Here is a 15206-nt window from a genome sequence, read left to right on the forward strand (position 1 = left end):
ATGAAGGATGAAACTTCAATTACTATATCATGAATATCTGAATCTAAAATTCAATAGAGGATTGCCGTCCGTTCCGTTTGACGGCTTTGAATATGGACTTCTTGAGGAAGATGGCGCTGAATTATTCTTTGTCGAACGTAAAGATGAGGCCTTTGTTGAATGGACGTACGAATTACAGCCCCGAGATCCCCATTATGTTGTGAGCCCGGACTGGAAACCTGTGCTCTCGGCTTTTTTTAACCATCTGGACATCTACGATGAACTCGTGCTCTATTACCTGTTATTTACGATCAACACGACGACGTCCATCGTAAGGACCCATCCGTTCCTTTCCATGAATGATTTTATGAAGAACTACTGCTTTTTTCAGTTGGCTCAGTTGACGGATGCCTCCGGGTTGAACGAGGAGCAGAGGCAGCAATTAAGGGACTTCTTTTTCTTTTTCTACCTGTATGCTCACCCGGTTAATGAGGAGACGCTCAACGCCTTTTCATTCAACGGGCAAGATTTGATTCATACGAAAACCAATATCCTTATGGAGCATTATTTTACTGTATATCACGATTACTATAGCGAGAATCTCGACAAGCATAGAGACGAACTGTTCATCGCTCCTCATGAAATTCATGTCTGCAAGGATCTCACACTGGAGCTGTTAAGGTCCATCGAGGGTAAATCACCCAAGCTAATCATGCCTTCCGAAGAGGGTTTAGACGTACTATTACAGCTGATCAATAACGTTGATGATTTGATTCATATGAACGCCGAGAATAAAACAACGTTATTCGGTATTATGAAAGACTTTCTCTCGGACAATCGCCTAAACCCCTATAGACAGCATTGTTTCCGTATGCTGCTCCAGAATTACGTTTGTTATATCCTTTATTTTAAGTTTGATGAAATTGATGATCTGGTCGATTACTTTAAAGGCACTCCGGTATGGTGCGAAGCGATCATCAATTACATTTTTACTGATGCCATCTTTATTCAGAAGATGATGAGGCAGAACCAGATCGATATAACCAAGTATCCGAACGTGATCGAATTCTTCAATGAGGAAGCCCGGAGGATTTATCTGTAAGCCGATGCACGGCCATCCCGCAAGGAATGGCCTAATGCATCGCCTTCATCCCAACTGGATCTTGATGACCGTTGCGCTCATTCATATAAACCCGAAATAATGGGGCCCAACCAAAAAAATGGTACCTATCCTTCTGATTATGAAATTCGATAGAATTAAGATGTCTCCATTGTAAGCGTTTTCCTTTATTCGCATATGCTGGGGAATTCATTTATCTTAAGGGAGGGTATTTATGAAGCGATCACAAACTTCGGAAAAGCGGTATAGGCAAAGGGTATTGAGCTTATTTTTGGCGGTCGTGATGCTGGCTAGTTTCGGCCTATTGCCGACTTCGAAGGTTCAGGCTGCTGAGACTGCTGGAACCACCATAACCTCGATGTCTTACTTTTCAACTGCAGACGGGCCTGTCATCACCAAATCAGGGGTTGGCCAGGCAAGCTACGGTTTTGTCATGCCGATATTCAACGGAGGCTCTGCCACCTGGAATGATGTTGCCCAGGACCTGGGAGTAAAGGTGAAAGTAAATGGCAGTTGGGTCGATATCGACAGTGTCGGCAGCTTTGTCTATAACCAGAACTGGGGGCACTGGAACGACGGCGGCTTTACCGGTTATTGGTTCACGCTCTCCGCAACAACCGAAATTCAGCTGTACTCCAAAGCCAATGGAGTCACGCTTGAATATTCACTCGTTTTTAAAAACATCAACAAAACAACCATCACGGCGATGACCCCGACGCAAGGACCGCAAATTACGGCTGGTTTTACGGGCGGTGCCGGCTTTACCTATCCGATATTTAACAATGATCCGGCTATAACCTATGCTGCGGTAGCGGACGATTTGAAAGTGTATGTGAAACCTATAAACAGCAGCCAATGGATCGATATCGACAACAATGCGGCCAGCGGCTGGATCTATGATCAAAATTTTGGCCAATTCACTGACGGAGGAGGCGGCTACTGGTTTAACGTAACGGAATCGATTAACGTCAAGTTAGAATCAAAGACCTCTTCGACTAACATCGTCTATACCATCACCTTTAATGAGCCCGTAAGAAACTCTTATGTCCTTACGCCTTATGAAGGAACGACCTTTACAGCCGATGCGAGCGGCGCTATCGGCATCCCGCTGCCTAAGATTGATGGGGGTGCACCAATCGGTACGGAGCTTGGCAATTTCGTATACCAGATTAACATCAACGGGCAATGGGTGGATCTGGATAACTCAAGTCAGAGCGGATTCGTTTACTCCGCTAATGGCTACAATAACATGTCCGATGCCAACCAGTGGGGATATTGGGCCGACCATATCTATGGCCTGTGGTTCCAGCCGATCCAGGTGGATATGCAGATCCGTATCGGCTATCCACTAAATGGACAGGCAGGTGGAAGTGTGGGCAGCAATTTCGTCAACTATACCCTGATTGGCAACCCAGATGCTCCTCGTCCGGATGTAACCGATCAGGAGGATATTCCGATCGGAACGCCAAACGACCCAGCCATCGAGGGTATGAATCTCATCTGGCAAGATGAATTTAATGGAACCGCGCTCGATCAGAGCAAATGGAATTATGAAACAGGTTACTATCTCAATGACGATCCCAATACCTGGGGTTGGGGCAATTCGGAGCTGCAGCATTATACCGATCATGCACAAAATGTTTTTGTACAGGACGGAAAACTTAATATCAAGGCCTTGAACGAGCCAAAATCCTTTCCGCAGGATCCAAGTCGATATGCACAATACTCCTCTGGCAAGATTAACACCAAAGATCATTTTTCCCTCAAGTACGGCCGAGTGGACTTCCGGGCAAAGCTGCCTACAGGCAACGGCATCTGGCCTGCGCTCTGGATGCTTCCCCAGGATAATGTGTATGGAACATGGGCATCATCCGGTGAAATCGATGTGATGGAGGCAAAAGGACGCTTGCCAGGCTCGACGAGCGGCGCCGTACACTTTGGGGGACAATGGCCGACGAACCGGTATCTTTCCGGTGAATATCACTTCCCTGAAGGGCAAACCTTTGCCAATGACTATCATGTTTATTCCGTAGTCTGGGAAGAGGACAACATTAAATGGTATGTGGATGGCAAGTTCTTCTTTAAAGTGACCCGGGATCAATGGTATTCCGCAGCGGCACCGAACAATCCTAATGCGCCTTTCGATCAGCCGTTCTACCTCATTATGAATCTGGCGATCGGCGGGACCTTTGATGGCGGCCGGACCCCGGATCCGTCCGATATCCCTGCAACGATGCAGGTAGACTATGTGCGTGTGTATAAAGAAGGGGAAGGCGGCGGCCAGAATCCTGGAAACGTGCCGGTTACTGGCGTAACAGTGAGTCCGACCACGACACAGGTCGAAGTCGGGCAGCGTGTTCAATTAAATGCCAGCGTGGCACCGTCCAATGCAACGAATAAGCAAGTCACATGGTCCGTTGCGAGCGGCGGCATCGCATCCGTGAGTCCAAGCGGTCTCGTGACCGGACTCGCTCAGGGTACAACAACCGTCACGGCGAAGACCGCTGACGGCAATAAAGCAGCCAACGCCACGATCACCGTTGTACCGGCATCATCCACCGTGATCGTCATCGGCGATGAGGTGAAGGGCCTGAAGAAGATCGGCGATGACTTGCTGTTCTATGTCAATGGTGCAACCTTTGCCGATTTACATTATAAGATCAATAATGGCGGGCAGTTAAACGTAGCCATGACTCAAACGGGGAATGGTAACTATACCTACCCTGTCAACAACCTGAAGCATGGGGATACCGTCGAGTACTTCTTTACCTATAACCCGGGGCAAGGAGCACTGGACACGCCTTGGCAGACGTATGTTCATGGGGTAACGCAAGGAACACCGGAGTAACCGGGGAAACTTGGACAGACATGTCTCTGCCGATATACCGATGCCTGCTCCGGGTTGCAAGAGTGCAATGTGAAATAAATCAGGGCAAACAGAAGGCCGTCGACATCATCGACGGCCTTGCTTCAGTGGATCAGCTATCGTTGATTCTCCTTTAGCTGAATCAATGGTTTTAATATTTTTTGCATGTCGCTTCAATATTACGACTGTACACTCGCTGCTTTACTCGCCTGTCTGGAATGCAAGATTTTCATGGCGTATCTTGCTATAGGCTGTGCGACCAACATTTCAATCCAGAACGCTACGCCAAAGTTCCGAGGCCAGGTATGGAGGAAATTTTTTAACGGATCCAGACTTATGTGTTTGGTGCCAACCATCGGGCCAATAATGGAGAGCAACAGAGATAATACCGTTACATTTAGAACGATATTTAATAATACTCTTGCATTGAATCCATCGGTCTGTCCCACAAATTTGGGCATCACCTTACCAACGAGCGGGCCTGCGATCAGCTTTACGCATAACACGACGATGACCCACATAATAGGAATCACTTTTAGACCATCCATGTAAACTTCTTTACTAAAGCCGCGTTCCAATCCCATAATAATCGGCGCGATCGTGTTTACTGAAATAATCGATATGATCAATAAAAATAATATACCCTCTTTTCCGTTTCTAGGCAGTCTTGTCTCTACGTACTTCTGGTTTGCCATTCCCTATCATCACCCCTTCATATAAATGGTTCACCGTGTTATTTTAGCGATTTAGGAGCTTCTTCATAAGTGAACATTTTGTGAACATTCTCGCCTCGCTGATCATTCGGTCATCAAGCGTTTTACACCAACATGCCGTTCAATTTCCGATATGCCGATTGATTAAAACCCCATAGCCCATTACGATTACTTATAAGATACTTGTCCTGAGAGACATAGCTATCCTCAAAATAGAAAAAGCACATGGACTGTATACCGCGTAGAACAGGAAGCCTTCTGAACGTTTGACGCGGCTATTTATAAATACGTACATTACGTCCCATACTTAGGTCTATCAACGGTGAGAGGATCAACCTCTAACCAACTCGTTCCGTAAGGGGGAGAACAGACGCATGGAAAAGGAATTCATACTGACACATAAGCTGTTGACTCTACTCGATTCTGAATATCGCTGGTTCACCCTTGCCGAGATTGAAGAGCAGCTTGGCGTATCGGACAAAACGATCCGTAAAATTATCGATGAAGCCAAGCAGGAGCTTCCTCCTTCGATTCATTTTGAAATCTCGCGGGGAAAAGGCGTCATTCTCCATTACGATAAACGAAATGTCGCGATTGGCGAGGTCATCTCTTCCATGTACAGGCAGAGAACCTTCTACCAGCTGCTCGATGTGCTTTTTGCCGAGGGAGGGCGCTACTCGCTGGATGAGCTGGCCGACAAGCTGTATATGAGCTCTTCCTCGCTGAAAAAGCTGATCATCCGGCTGAACAACCATGAATTGAAGCGATACCATTTGCGCATTGCGTATTCCATGCCAGAGGTCAAAGGCAGTGAAATCAGTATTCGTTATTTCTACTGGAAATTGTTTTACGATGCCTATGAATTCTCAGGCTGGCCATTTGCCGACATAGACCAAGGTCAGATCCATGAATACATTACGGCGATCGAGTCGGAGAATGACATCGTGTATTTTCTCAACGCCAAGCGAAGCCTGTCTTTTCTGGCGGCGATCATGATCACCCGAGTGCTGCAGGGCAAATATGCGGATGTTCCCAGAGGACAATATGACTGGGAGAGCAGCATGCTTCACTCCTCTGTTGCCGCATTGGCCAGAGCGCTGGAGCAGCGGTACGCCATTCATCTGCCGCTGGACGAAATCCGGTTTCTGCAGGCCATGTTCAGCTTGGGCCAATACAATTATTATGATGATGCGAAAGTCAGCGCGATGATATCGAGGGAGAAAGCGAATCTCGTGCAAGTCGAAGAGGAAAAATATCAAATCATCAATCATTTTCTCATGCTGGCGCTTGCCGCGTTCCCTGCGATCGATATGAACGACCGGTTTATCTGGGAAATCGGAGATTTCTTTGAGAAGCTCCGGCTGGAAAATGCGCTTCCCGATCTGATCGCCATCTCGGCAAGCGGCCTGACGGAATACGTCCAAAGGGATTGCCGGCCCATGTACCAGATCGTAAAGAGCTGCATGCAGGAATGGAGCCAGCGCTACCCGGGTATTCAGTATAACGACTACCATCTGACAAAGCTGACGCTGTTGATCAGCTCCAGCCTGCGCTATAACAGCAAAAAGGCTTTCCTGCTGATTGGCGAGGAATTCTCCATCCGCCATTACGTCGCCAAGCTCATCAAGAATGAAATCGGTGACGAGCTGATCATCAACACCTCCATTATGGAGGGGCTTACCGATGAAATGATTCAGAAGCACGGCATCGATTTCGTGATCAGCACGTTTCCCGTCGAGCTGCATACGGTGCCCGTGGTCATTATTTCAACGATACCGACCAAACGGGATTTGGAAAATATCCGCAAGGAATTAATGCAACCATGAGACTCATGGTTGCATTTTTCCGTTAAGCTCCGTAATATTCTGGTCTTGGTTATCCCTCCGATTCTGACTATGATGAAGACAGATCAAGAATAAAGCGCTTTCTTAAGAGGGAGGCCAGTAAGCAGGAGGAGCAAGATGAGCATACATTTGGGAGCACAACAGGGAGATATCGCAGAACGCGTGCTGCTGCCCGGCGATCCGCTGCGGGCGAAGTTTGTGGCAGAGCACTTTTTGGAGGAGGTATATTGTTACAACGAAGTGAGAGGCATGTACGGGTACACCGGCCTTTATCAAGGAGTTTCCGTTTCTGTCCAAGGTACGGGAATGGGCAACCCGACCATGAGCATATATGCGACGGAGCTGATTCAGGATTACGGAGTCAAAAAGCTGATCCGCATCGGTACGTGCGGCGCCATGCAAAAAGAGCTTCAGGTCCGCGACATCGTACTGGCCCAAGCCGTATCCTCGGACAGCAATCTGATGGAAAAAATATTTCATGGCTGCAATTACGCGCCAACCGCCGATTACGGCATGTTAAGCAAAGCGCATCAACTGGCTCAGGAGAAACAGGTGAATGTCTTTGTCGGCAATATTTATAATTCCGATGAATTTTATAGGGAAACTTTGGACCGTCTTCATAAATTCATGGACTTCGGTGTGCTCGCGGTCGAGATGGAGAGTGCCGCCCTGTACACGTTGGCTGCTAAATACGGCGTCAGGGCCCTGTCCATATTGACGGTAGGCAGCCATCTGCTGACCAATGAACGTTCGTCCCATCAAGACAGCGAGAAGTCCTTCCACGACATGGTCGAGATCGCGCTCCATACCATCTTGGCGGACGAATAGGGATTGCTTGAAAACAAACTATGCTCTAGGGGGAAAAATCAATGGGAATCAAACGCGGATTTAAATATGATTTTTCGTTGTTGGCCATTTTGTTGATCCCGATCGGGATCGCCATCAATTTTGTCGGTGCGCAAATCATCCTGCTGCTCAAGCTGCCGATTTACCTGAACACCATCGGGACGATTCTGACGGCCATGATCGCCGGTCCTTGGGTCGGTATGATTACGGGGGCCAGCACCAATCTTGTTGTCGGCATAACGAACCCGGTCTCGTTCGCATTTACGCCTGTACAAATGGCCGTCGGTCTGGTGGTCGGCCTGCTCTCCATGAGAGGCATGTATACGAAGCTGTGGAAAGTGATCTTGTCTTCATTCGCTGTCGTACTGACCGTTCTTATCGTGGCCTCTCCGATCCAGGTGTTGATGTTCGGCGGAGCGACCGGCAACTCTTCGGATGCCGTGGTTGCTACATTCCTGGCCTCCGGTCAGCAGATCTGGACAGCGGTATTCTCAACCAAAATCCTGGTAGAAAGCGTCGACAAAATCATCAGCAACGTCATTGCCTTTGTCATCGTGATGAAGATGTCCCCAAGATACTTGTCCAAGCTCAATTACGGTGCAGCTTTTATCAAAAAGAAATGACGTGTAGTCCATAATGGATACGCTTTCATAAAGGAGGAGTTCTTGTGAATAACGAACGGTCCTTGTTGAGCCGTCTCTATCCAACAACCAAGTTTATGATTACCATCGCTTTATGTTTGGCCGCATTTATCGTGCCCGGCTACGGGTTCAGCTACGCCGTTCTACCGATTTGCATGGTGCTGGCCTACTTCGCCGGCAGCTTTAAGGAGTTTTCCAATCTGGCGATCAAGGCTCTGCTGATGATTGTTGTGTTCATCTTTATCCTGCAGAGCTTCTTCTATCCCGGCAACGATATTCTGTGGAGCTGGAGCATCTTCTCCATCAAGCGGGAAGGACTTGAGTTCGCCCTGTTCCTAACATCCAAAATCGTGGCGGTGGCATCAGCCTTCATTCTGTTCTTCCGCATCACCAAGGTCAAGGATTTGGTCCATTCCCTGGAACAGATCGGCCTGCCATCCAAAGTAACCTATGTCATCTTGTCCACCTTGCAGCTCATTCCGGAGATGAAAAAGCTGACCCACGTCATCATGGATGCCCAAAAAACAAGAGGCGTTGAAACCGAAGGGAAGCTGCTTGTCCGCATGAAGGCCTTCCTGCCGACCCTTAGTCCGCTCATTCTCGGATCCGTGGCTAGCACGGAAGAACGGGTACTGACGCTGGAGTCGAGAGCCTTCTCGGCCAATGTCAAAAAAAGCAGCATCTACAAACTGGAGAAAACAAAGCATGACTGGCTGGTTCGAATTCTGCTGGTCGTACTGCTTGCTATCTTAATCGTCTGGAGAGTTGCGCTATGAGTATCATTACGATCAAGAATCTGTCCTACCAATATCCGATCAGCGAGTCCGATGCACTAAAGAACGTGAATGTGACGATCGAAAGAGGCAAGCTGTATGCGCTGATTGGGGCCAACGGAGGCGGAAAAACGACCCTGTGCAACGTCATTCGCGGGTTTATCCCCCACTTTTATAAGGGAGATCTGCGCGGCGAGGTGCTGATTGAAGGCAAGGATATCCGCGAATGGGAAATGGGCGAGCTCTCCCAAAAAATCGGCTATGTGTTCCAGAATCCTTTTACACAGATCAGCGGCGTGAAGGATAACGTGTTTGAAGAGATTGCATTTGGCCTTGAAAATCTGGGCATGGAGCCCGCACTTATCCGGGAGAAGGTGGATCAGGTCATCAACATGCTGGAGATCGATTATTTGCGGGACAAAAACCCGTTCGAGCTCTCCGGCGGCCAGAAGCAGCGGGTTGCGCTCGCCTCCATCATCGTCATGGAGCCGGATGTGCTGGTCATTGACGAGCCGACCTCGCAGCTTGATCCGAAGGGAACGGAAGAAGTGTTCAAGATTATCGAGCTGATGAAGAAAAAGGGGAAAACCATCATACTCGTAGAACATAAAATTGAGCTGATTGCCGAATATGCCGATGATGTTATCCTGCTGAGCGAGGGTGAAGTAGCTATGCAAGGCAGCTCGCAGGAGATTCTTACCGATGAGCGTGCCCTGGCATTCGGAGCCGCGCTTCCCCAATATTCGCTGTTCGGCCTGGACATGCGCAAACGGGGGATGGATCTCGGGAGCATACCCTTAACGGAAAAAGAAGCTCTCGAGGCCGTGAAGACATGGATGAAGAAGGGGGTTAACGCATGAGCTTTCTGACTTTGACGAATGTTTCCTTTGCCTATCCGAACGGCTACAAAGCGGTGGATGGCGTCAACATGTCCTTCCGAAAGGGGGAATCCGTTGCCATTGTCGGCCAGAACGGGGCAGGTAAAACGACCACTGTCAAGATGATGAACGGGCTGCTCAAGCCTTCCGAGGGGGATGTCGTCATCGACGGCTGGAATACGCGGGATTATACCACCGCGCAAATATCGCGGAAGGTAGGCTATGTGTTCCAGAACCCGGACGACCAGATCTTTCATAACGATGTGTACAGCGAGATTGAATTCGGCCCCCGCAAGCTCGGGCTTACGGAGGAACAGGTCAAAGCGAATGTCATGAAAGCGGCGGAGCTGGCAGGCGTCGTTCCGTTTCTTAAGGACAATCCGTACAATTTGCCCTATTCCATGCGTAAATTCGTAACGATTGCCTCCGTCATTGCGATGGATTCCAGCGTCATCATTCTGGATGAGCCGACGGCAGGTCAGGATCTTCCGGCTATGGCGCGGCTCGCCCATCTGATCGAGGCTTTAAATCAGGAAGGAAAAACCATCATCACCATCACGCATGATATGGAATTTGTCGTGAACAACTTCGAGCGGGTTATCGTCATGGCGAACCGTCAGGTCATTGCGGATGACGACAAGCGGGCCATCTTCTGGAATCTGAATGTGCTGGAGCAGGCGATGCTGAAGCAGCCGCATATCAGCAGGCTCAGCCACTCCCTGGATATCGGCCATAACATTCTGGCGATACCGGAGCTTGCGGACGAGCTTGCCAAGCATAGATGAGGGAATAAGGGAGTGACAACGATATGGAGCAGGAGCAAGTTAAACACATCCTCTTGGATGTGGATACCGGCGTGGATGATGCCCTGGCGCTCATCTTTGCCGTGAAGTCCAATCAGCTGCATATAGAAGGCATTACAACGGTATTCGGCAATGTGGACGTAAAGCAGGCGACGAAGAATACGCTCCAGGTGCTGGAATTGGCGCAGCCCCGGTACGAAATTCCCGTTGCCATGGGAGCGGATGCCCCTTTGTTTCGCCCTCGCCGGGAGAACGTAACCGCCATTCATGGAGCAAACGGCCTGGCCGGATATGAACTGCCGGAGGCTCGGCAATCGCCGGTGAACGAGAGAGCATCCGATTTCATCGTGCGGAAGGTGCGGGAACAGGCGCATGACATTACGCTGGTCTTCACCGGCAGGCTGACCAATTTGGCGGTGGCACTCGCCAAGGACCCGTCGATCGCGCAGAAAGCCAAGCTGGTGCTGATGGGAGGCGCCATCAAGGTGCCGGGCAATATAACGCCTGTATCTGAAGCCAACATTCACGGCGATCCCGAAGCGGCGCACCGGGTGTTCGAGTCCGGGATTCCGATTACGATGGTGGGCCTGGACGTGACCGGAAATGCCAAGTTCGGCGAGGCTCATTATCAACAGCTCATGAGCGGCTTCACGGATGAACAGGCAGAGTTAAAAGCTTTCATGCAGCATATATTCACCTTCAGCTTTGAGGCAAGCGACCGTTTGAACGAGGGCAGATACCGGCTGATGCATGATCCGCTGGCACTGGCTGTCGTTGAGGATGCTTCCCTTGTGGAGACGGAGGATTATTACGTATATATTGAGACAAAAGGACAGATATCTTCCGGCGCAACGCTGGTCGACTTCAGACGTCCACAATCACGGACCAATGCCTCTGTCTGCATACAGGTCCGTGAAGAGGCATTCTTGCAGCATTATATCCGAACGGTGCTTTCATAACCGTCAGAGAAAGGAGGAACATGATTGATGCATCGAATCGTATTGGATGTGGATACGGGCGTTGACGACGCTTTGGCGATTGCCTACGCTGTCCTATCCTCGGCTCTCGATATTCTAGGGATAACGACCTGTTTCGGAAACGTACCGGTGGAGGATGCGACACGAAATACGCTCCATGTATTGGAACGGCTTGGTGCAACCGGGATTCCTGTCGCCATGGGGGAAGCCGCCCCCTTGTTCCATCCCTCGATGAAGTCGTATCCCGTCCAGTTTCATGGCGAGAATGGACTCGGCAACTTGGCATTCCCCGATCCGGCAGCTAAGCCGGTCTCAACGTCGGCCGCTGCCTTTATGGTGGATCAGATCCGGCGATATCCGAAGCAGGTAACACTGATCTGCGTCGGCCCGTTGACCAATCTGGCTGCGGCCATTCTGCAGGCGCCGGAGATATCGTCGCTGGTCCGTCAGATTATCGTGATGGGCGGAGCGGTGGGCGTGGCGGGCAACCGCCGGATGCATGCCGAAGCGAATGTATACTCCGACCCGGAAGCGGCCCAGCTCGTTTTCCAATCCGGAGCTCCGATTACGCTGGTCGGACTGGATGTGACCATGCAGACGGAGCTCAGTCTGGAGGATATTCAGCGCTGGAGAGACCTGGATTCGGACCTGACCCGCTTCTTGGCCGACATGACTTCCTACTATATCGGAGGCTACCGGGAAGCCTATGGTGACCGGACAGGCTGTGCCCTGCATGATCCGCTTGCAGTAGCCGTCGCCATCGACCCGAGCCTGGTCGAGGTTCAGCCGATGGTGCTCCAGGTGGATCTGGAAGGCATCCACTCCTATGGCAGAACCATTGCCGATCTGCGTCCGCGTTGTACCGACCAGCCGAACGTTAACGTCTGCATCGGCGTCGACGCCAAGCGGTTTCAGGAACATTTTATGGAGACCTTGATGAGATAAGCTGCGGCATTAGGAGTGAACGCCGGGTGCGTTCGCTCCTCTTTATGTTCCCTCGCTGCTCTTTCCTCCCACTTCGCCCTCAAACCCTTCAAATCCTCGATAAAGAACCTTAGCAAATTGGGCCTTCTTCTTACCGCCAGTGGATGATAGGTAAAGCCCATCGGTGTGCCCTGGAATTCATGCCAACTCCCCCGCAGCTCCTTGACGGTGGCGTTCTCCTTCTGCGGGAACAATCCTTCGACTACGACATTGCCAAAGCCAAATAGTACGAGCGGCTGCTTCTGAAGGAGCTGCGCCTGCAAATGCGGAAGACATGCCGCTCGGGTTGCAGGCTTATCGTAAGCGCGGATTGGCCGTCGCTTCAGCAAATAGGTGACGTAAACTGAGTGGATATCGATACCCGCTTCCCTCATGCCGAGTTGGAGGGTTTCCCTGGTCCCGCACAGGAACTCGTTTCCTTCCCTGTCCTCCCGGGCTCCCGGATTATCCAGGATCATCATCAGCGAGCCTTGCGGATTACCTTCCCCCCAGATGACACGATTCCGCTGTTTGCACAATTCGCAGCGTTCACAATGCTGCATATCTTCGGGCGCTCGCTCTTCTGGCAAGATGACGCAGGGATGATTCGTTTCCGTAGACATACCATTCCTTCCTTTCTGTCGCATGCAATGGTTCCATTATGCCCACCCCAAGTAAAAACTTGCCGTCGCGTATGATACGTCAAAGCCGTTGTTTTTTAAGACTACCATCCATCTCATTATTCCTTTCACCGAATTCCTTTCACCGAAGGATGGTCCAGTAATGGTGCCCCCATCCCCCGGTAAGGCAATCATCGGTGCTTTTATCAGTTTCTATATTGGGGAAGAATTTCAGAATGGGACGTTGTATCTCTCCAACCACCGAATAAATAAAAGCGCCTTGCAGACCGATCTGCGAAGGCGCTTCTGAACATTTACTCGGATCGATATTAAACTATATTATTTCTTCAACCATAATGCCGGTACGTTCGTTGGCTCCCAGCCCACCATCGAGGTATGTGCCTGAAGGCACTGATATGCTGCCCCGCCGTAAGTCACTTCGTCCCCGATCTTATACGATACACCCGGGGCCCAAGCCGACGGCTGTGACGAATCGGAATCCGTAGTTACCGTTACAGCATTGCTTGCTGCAGACCGATTACCTGCGGCGTCTGTCGCTTTAACTGTGAACGTATAGGTGGTATTGGGTGTCAAGCCGGTGATCGTTGCCGAAGTATTCGTGACGGTGACCGCTAACGAGCTTCCTTGGTATACTTCATAAGCTGTTACGCCTACATTGTCAGTAGAAGCACCCCAGCTAAGCGATACGCTTGTGCCAGTTTTACCTGTGGTCGTTACATTGCTAGGTGCGCTCGGGGCTTGCGTATCGCTACCGCCGCCACCACCTGCCGCTAGCACAGCAGCGTGGGCATCAACAATGCCATACCCATACTGATTCGTGCTTCCGGCAGGCTGCGCCGTATTCCTGAGAATATCTCTGGCCGCAGCAGGAGTAAGACTCGGATTGACCGATCTCATTAATCCTAGTACGCCTGCCACATGAGGGGTTGCCATCGAGGTGCCGGACATGGTTGTATATTGACCGTTTGGATATGTGCTGTATATGTTCGATCCCGGAGCCATCACATCAAGACCCGTTCCATAATTCGAGAAGCTCGAACGCGTTCTGCTTGATGTAACGGAACCCACCGCAATTGAGCCGCTGTAAGCTGCCGGATAAGAGATGCTTGGAAGTCCATCATTACCGGTAGCTGCCACTACGATTGTGCCAAGACCAACCGCTGTTTGGATCGCCTCATCCATCCCGCGATCATAGCCACCGCCGCCCAGCGACATGTTGATGACATCAGCTCTAATATTCGCGGCGTGAAGAATACCTTGTTGAATGCCATACATCGAACCTGAGCCGCTGTCGCTAAGAACTTTAACCGGAACCAAAGTCGCGTTCTGCATGACGCCTGACACCGATCCATAGCTGGCGATCGTTCCCGCAACATGCGTGCCGTGCCCATGACGATCGATTGTGGTACTGTCTACAAAGCTCCGACCCAGGCTGGTGTTCACCAGATTACTCAAGCTCGCATGGTTGCTGTCAATTCCCGTGTCAAGCACGCCAATTCGAACTGAGCTAGACCCGGTCGTAATCCCCCAGGCTTGCTGAACCCTAATCATGTCATAATGCCAACGCTGATTGTTGTGAATCGCTTGAACTGAAACATCTTCCAGAGCTGCGGTTTCAAGCGCGTACACTTTGCGATTTTCAGAGATATACCGAACTTCGAGACCGAGGTCATCCAACGTTGTCTGCAATGCTTCTTTGGCGGAATCGATGGACTTGTAGTCATTTACAGAGTACTCAACCAAATATACCAATCCCATTTGTTCTATCGCCGCAGCCCTGACATCGTTATCTAGCTGCTGCACCGAGAAGGTGCCCATATCCTGTCCGAACAGTGAATCGGCAATAGTAAAACCGCTCTTCGTAAGGGAACCCGATTTCATCAATGTATGATCTGCGCTTTGAATCGAATTTACATCGGGCGGTTCCGCAATCGACACGACGAGTTGACCTTCAATATAATCCGTCGAGTGACCCTGAGCGGAGCTTCCAAACGATACCCCTGTAAAGAGGCCTGCCACTAAAAAAATGGCGACTAAAATCGAAATTGCATACTTCCTCATCATTAAAATCCCCTCCAAGGAACAAATATGAGCCAGTCGTCTGGTTTCTTGCTTACACGATGAGTTGGAGTTTGTCATGATGCTAGGAAAGTGCATTTGAA

The 15206-nt window shown here is 50.1% G+C and carries 13 protein-coding genes; 10 read left to right on the top strand and 3 right to left on the bottom strand.

Annotated features, from left to right (window positions below; genetic code table 11):
* The first annotated feature begins 7 nt into the window (after window positions 1–7).
* Complete coding sequence (locus tag MKY48_RS32930; RefSeq protein ID WP_339292050.1) at window positions 8–1081, top strand: hypothetical protein; 1074 nt, start codon at window positions 8–10, stop codon at window positions 1079–1081.
* A gap of 232 nt (window positions 1082–1313) precedes the next feature.
* The gene (locus tag MKY48_RS32935) at window positions 1314–3947 is read left to right on the top strand and encodes a family 16 glycosylhydrolase (RefSeq protein WP_339292051.1); all 2634 of its coding nucleotides are present in this window, start codon (window positions 1314–1316) and stop codon (window positions 3945–3947) included.
* A gap of 197 nt (window positions 3948–4144) precedes the next feature.
* Here MKY48_RS32935 and MKY48_RS32940 read toward each other — a convergent pair whose 3' ends face one another.
* Window positions 4145–4660 carry a hypothetical protein gene (locus MKY48_RS32940; RefSeq protein WP_339268991.1) on the bottom strand — a complete coding sequence of 172 codons (516 nt, stop codon included), beginning with the start codon at window positions 4658–4660 and terminating at the stop codon, window positions 4145–4147.
* 392 nt (window positions 4661–5052) lie between these two features.
* On the opposite strand from MKY48_RS32940, the gene MKY48_RS32945 reads away from it, so the two are divergent.
* The 8 genes from MKY48_RS32945 (at window position 5053) to MKY48_RS32980 (ending at window position 12385) form a co-directional block, all read left to right on the top strand.
* A complete protein-coding gene (locus MKY48_RS32945; RefSeq protein WP_339292052.1) occupies window positions 5053–6504 on the top strand; it encodes a helix-turn-helix domain-containing protein in 1452 nt (483 codons plus the stop codon).
* Window positions 6505–6639: 135 nt separating this feature from the next.
* Window positions 6640–7350, top strand: coding sequence for a purine-nucleoside phosphorylase (gene deoD / locus MKY48_RS32950; RefSeq protein ID WP_339292053.1), 711 nt, complete (start codon window positions 6640–6642; stop codon window positions 7348–7350).
* 41 nt (window positions 7351–7391) lie between these two features.
* Window positions 7392–7991: an ECF transporter S component gene (locus MKY48_RS32955; protein ID WP_015738050.1), complete on the top strand. Its 600-nt coding sequence runs from the start codon at window positions 7392–7394 to the stop codon at window positions 7989–7991.
* Between the two features lie 44 nt (window positions 7992–8035).
* Window positions 8036–8785, top strand: coding sequence for an energy-coupling factor transporter transmembrane component T (locus tag MKY48_RS32960; protein WP_339292054.1), 750 nt, complete (start codon window positions 8036–8038; stop codon window positions 8783–8785).
* Entirely contained in the window at window positions 8782–9642 is an 861-nt protein-coding gene (locus tag MKY48_RS32965) for an ABC transporter ATP-binding protein (RefSeq protein ID WP_339292055.1), read from the top strand. The genes MKY48_RS32960 and MKY48_RS32965 overlap by 4 nt, the downstream gene beginning before the upstream one ends.
* A complete protein-coding gene (locus MKY48_RS32970; protein WP_339292056.1) occupies window positions 9639–10445 on the top strand; it encodes an ABC transporter ATP-binding protein in 807 nt (268 codons plus the stop codon). Before MKY48_RS32965 ends, MKY48_RS32970 begins: the two co-directional genes overlap by 4 nt.
* 23 nt (window positions 10446–10468) lie before the next feature.
* A complete protein-coding gene (locus MKY48_RS32975; RefSeq protein WP_339292057.1) occupies window positions 10469–11422 on the top strand; it encodes a nucleoside hydrolase in 954 nt (317 codons plus the stop codon).
* A 27-nt stretch (window positions 11423–11449) separates the two neighbouring features.
* The gene (locus tag MKY48_RS32980; protein WP_339292058.1) at window positions 11450–12385 is read left to right on the top strand and encodes a nucleoside hydrolase; all 936 of its coding nucleotides are present in this window, start codon (window positions 11450–11452) and stop codon (window positions 12383–12385) included.
* Here the strand turns inward: MKY48_RS32980 and MKY48_RS32985 are convergent.
* Both MKY48_RS32985 and MKY48_RS32990 read right to left on the bottom strand, forming a co-directional pair.
* On the bottom strand, window positions 12352–13026 hold the full coding sequence (locus MKY48_RS32985) for a uracil-DNA glycosylase (protein ID WP_339292059.1): 675 nt from the start codon (window positions 13024–13026) through the stop codon (window positions 12352–12354). The genes MKY48_RS32980 and MKY48_RS32985 overlap by 34 nt on opposite strands.
* A gap of 336 nt (window positions 13027–13362) precedes the next feature.
* Complete coding sequence (locus tag MKY48_RS32990; RefSeq protein ID WP_339292060.1) at window positions 13363–15108, bottom strand: S8 family serine peptidase; 1746 nt, start codon at window positions 15106–15108, stop codon at window positions 13363–13365.
* Window positions 15109–15206: the final 98 nt, after the last annotated feature.

Source organism: Paenibacillus sp. FSL W8-0187 (genome assembly GCF_037969755.1).
GTDB lineage: Bacteria > Bacillota > Bacilli > Paenibacillales > Paenibacillaceae > Paenibacillus_AQ.

Coding starts and splice junctions, on each gene's coding strand:
- MKY48_RS32990 (WP_339292060.1), bottom strand. CDS start 15,108: ATGATGAGGAAGTATGCAATTTCGATTTTAGTCGCCATTTTTTTAGTG.
- MKY48_RS32955 (WP_015738050.1), top strand. CDS start 7,392: ATGGGAATCAAACGCGGATTTAAATATGATTTTTCGTTGTTGGCCATT.
- deoD (WP_339292053.1), top strand. CDS start 6,640: ATGAGCATACATTTGGGAGCACAACAGGGAGATATCGCAGAACGCGTG.
- MKY48_RS32945 (WP_339292052.1), top strand. CDS start 5,053: ATGGAAAAGGAATTCATACTGACACATAAGCTGTTGACTCTACTCGAT.
- MKY48_RS32970 (WP_339292056.1), top strand. CDS start 9,639: ATGAGCTTTCTGACTTTGACGAATGTTTCCTTTGCCTATCCGAACGGC.
- MKY48_RS32940 (WP_339268991.1), bottom strand. CDS start 4,660: ATGGCAAACCAGAAGTACGTAGAGACAAGACTGCCTAGAAACGGAAAA.
- MKY48_RS32985 (WP_339292059.1), bottom strand. CDS start 13,026: ATGTCTACGGAAACGAATCATCCCTGCGTCATCTTGCCAGAAGAGCGA.
- MKY48_RS32930 (WP_339292050.1), top strand. CDS start 8: ATGAAACTTCAATTACTATATCATGAATATCTGAATCTAAAATTCAAT.
- MKY48_RS32965 (WP_339292055.1), top strand. CDS start 8,782: ATGAGTATCATTACGATCAAGAATCTGTCCTACCAATATCCGATCAGC.
- MKY48_RS32935 (WP_339292051.1), top strand. CDS start 1,314: ATGAAGCGATCACAAACTTCGGAAAAGCGGTATAGGCAAAGGGTATTG.
- MKY48_RS32975 (WP_339292057.1), top strand. CDS start 10,469: ATGGAGCAGGAGCAAGTTAAACACATCCTCTTGGATGTGGATACCGGC.
- MKY48_RS32980 (WP_339292058.1), top strand. CDS start 11,450: ATGCATCGAATCGTATTGGATGTGGATACGGGCGTTGACGACGCTTTG.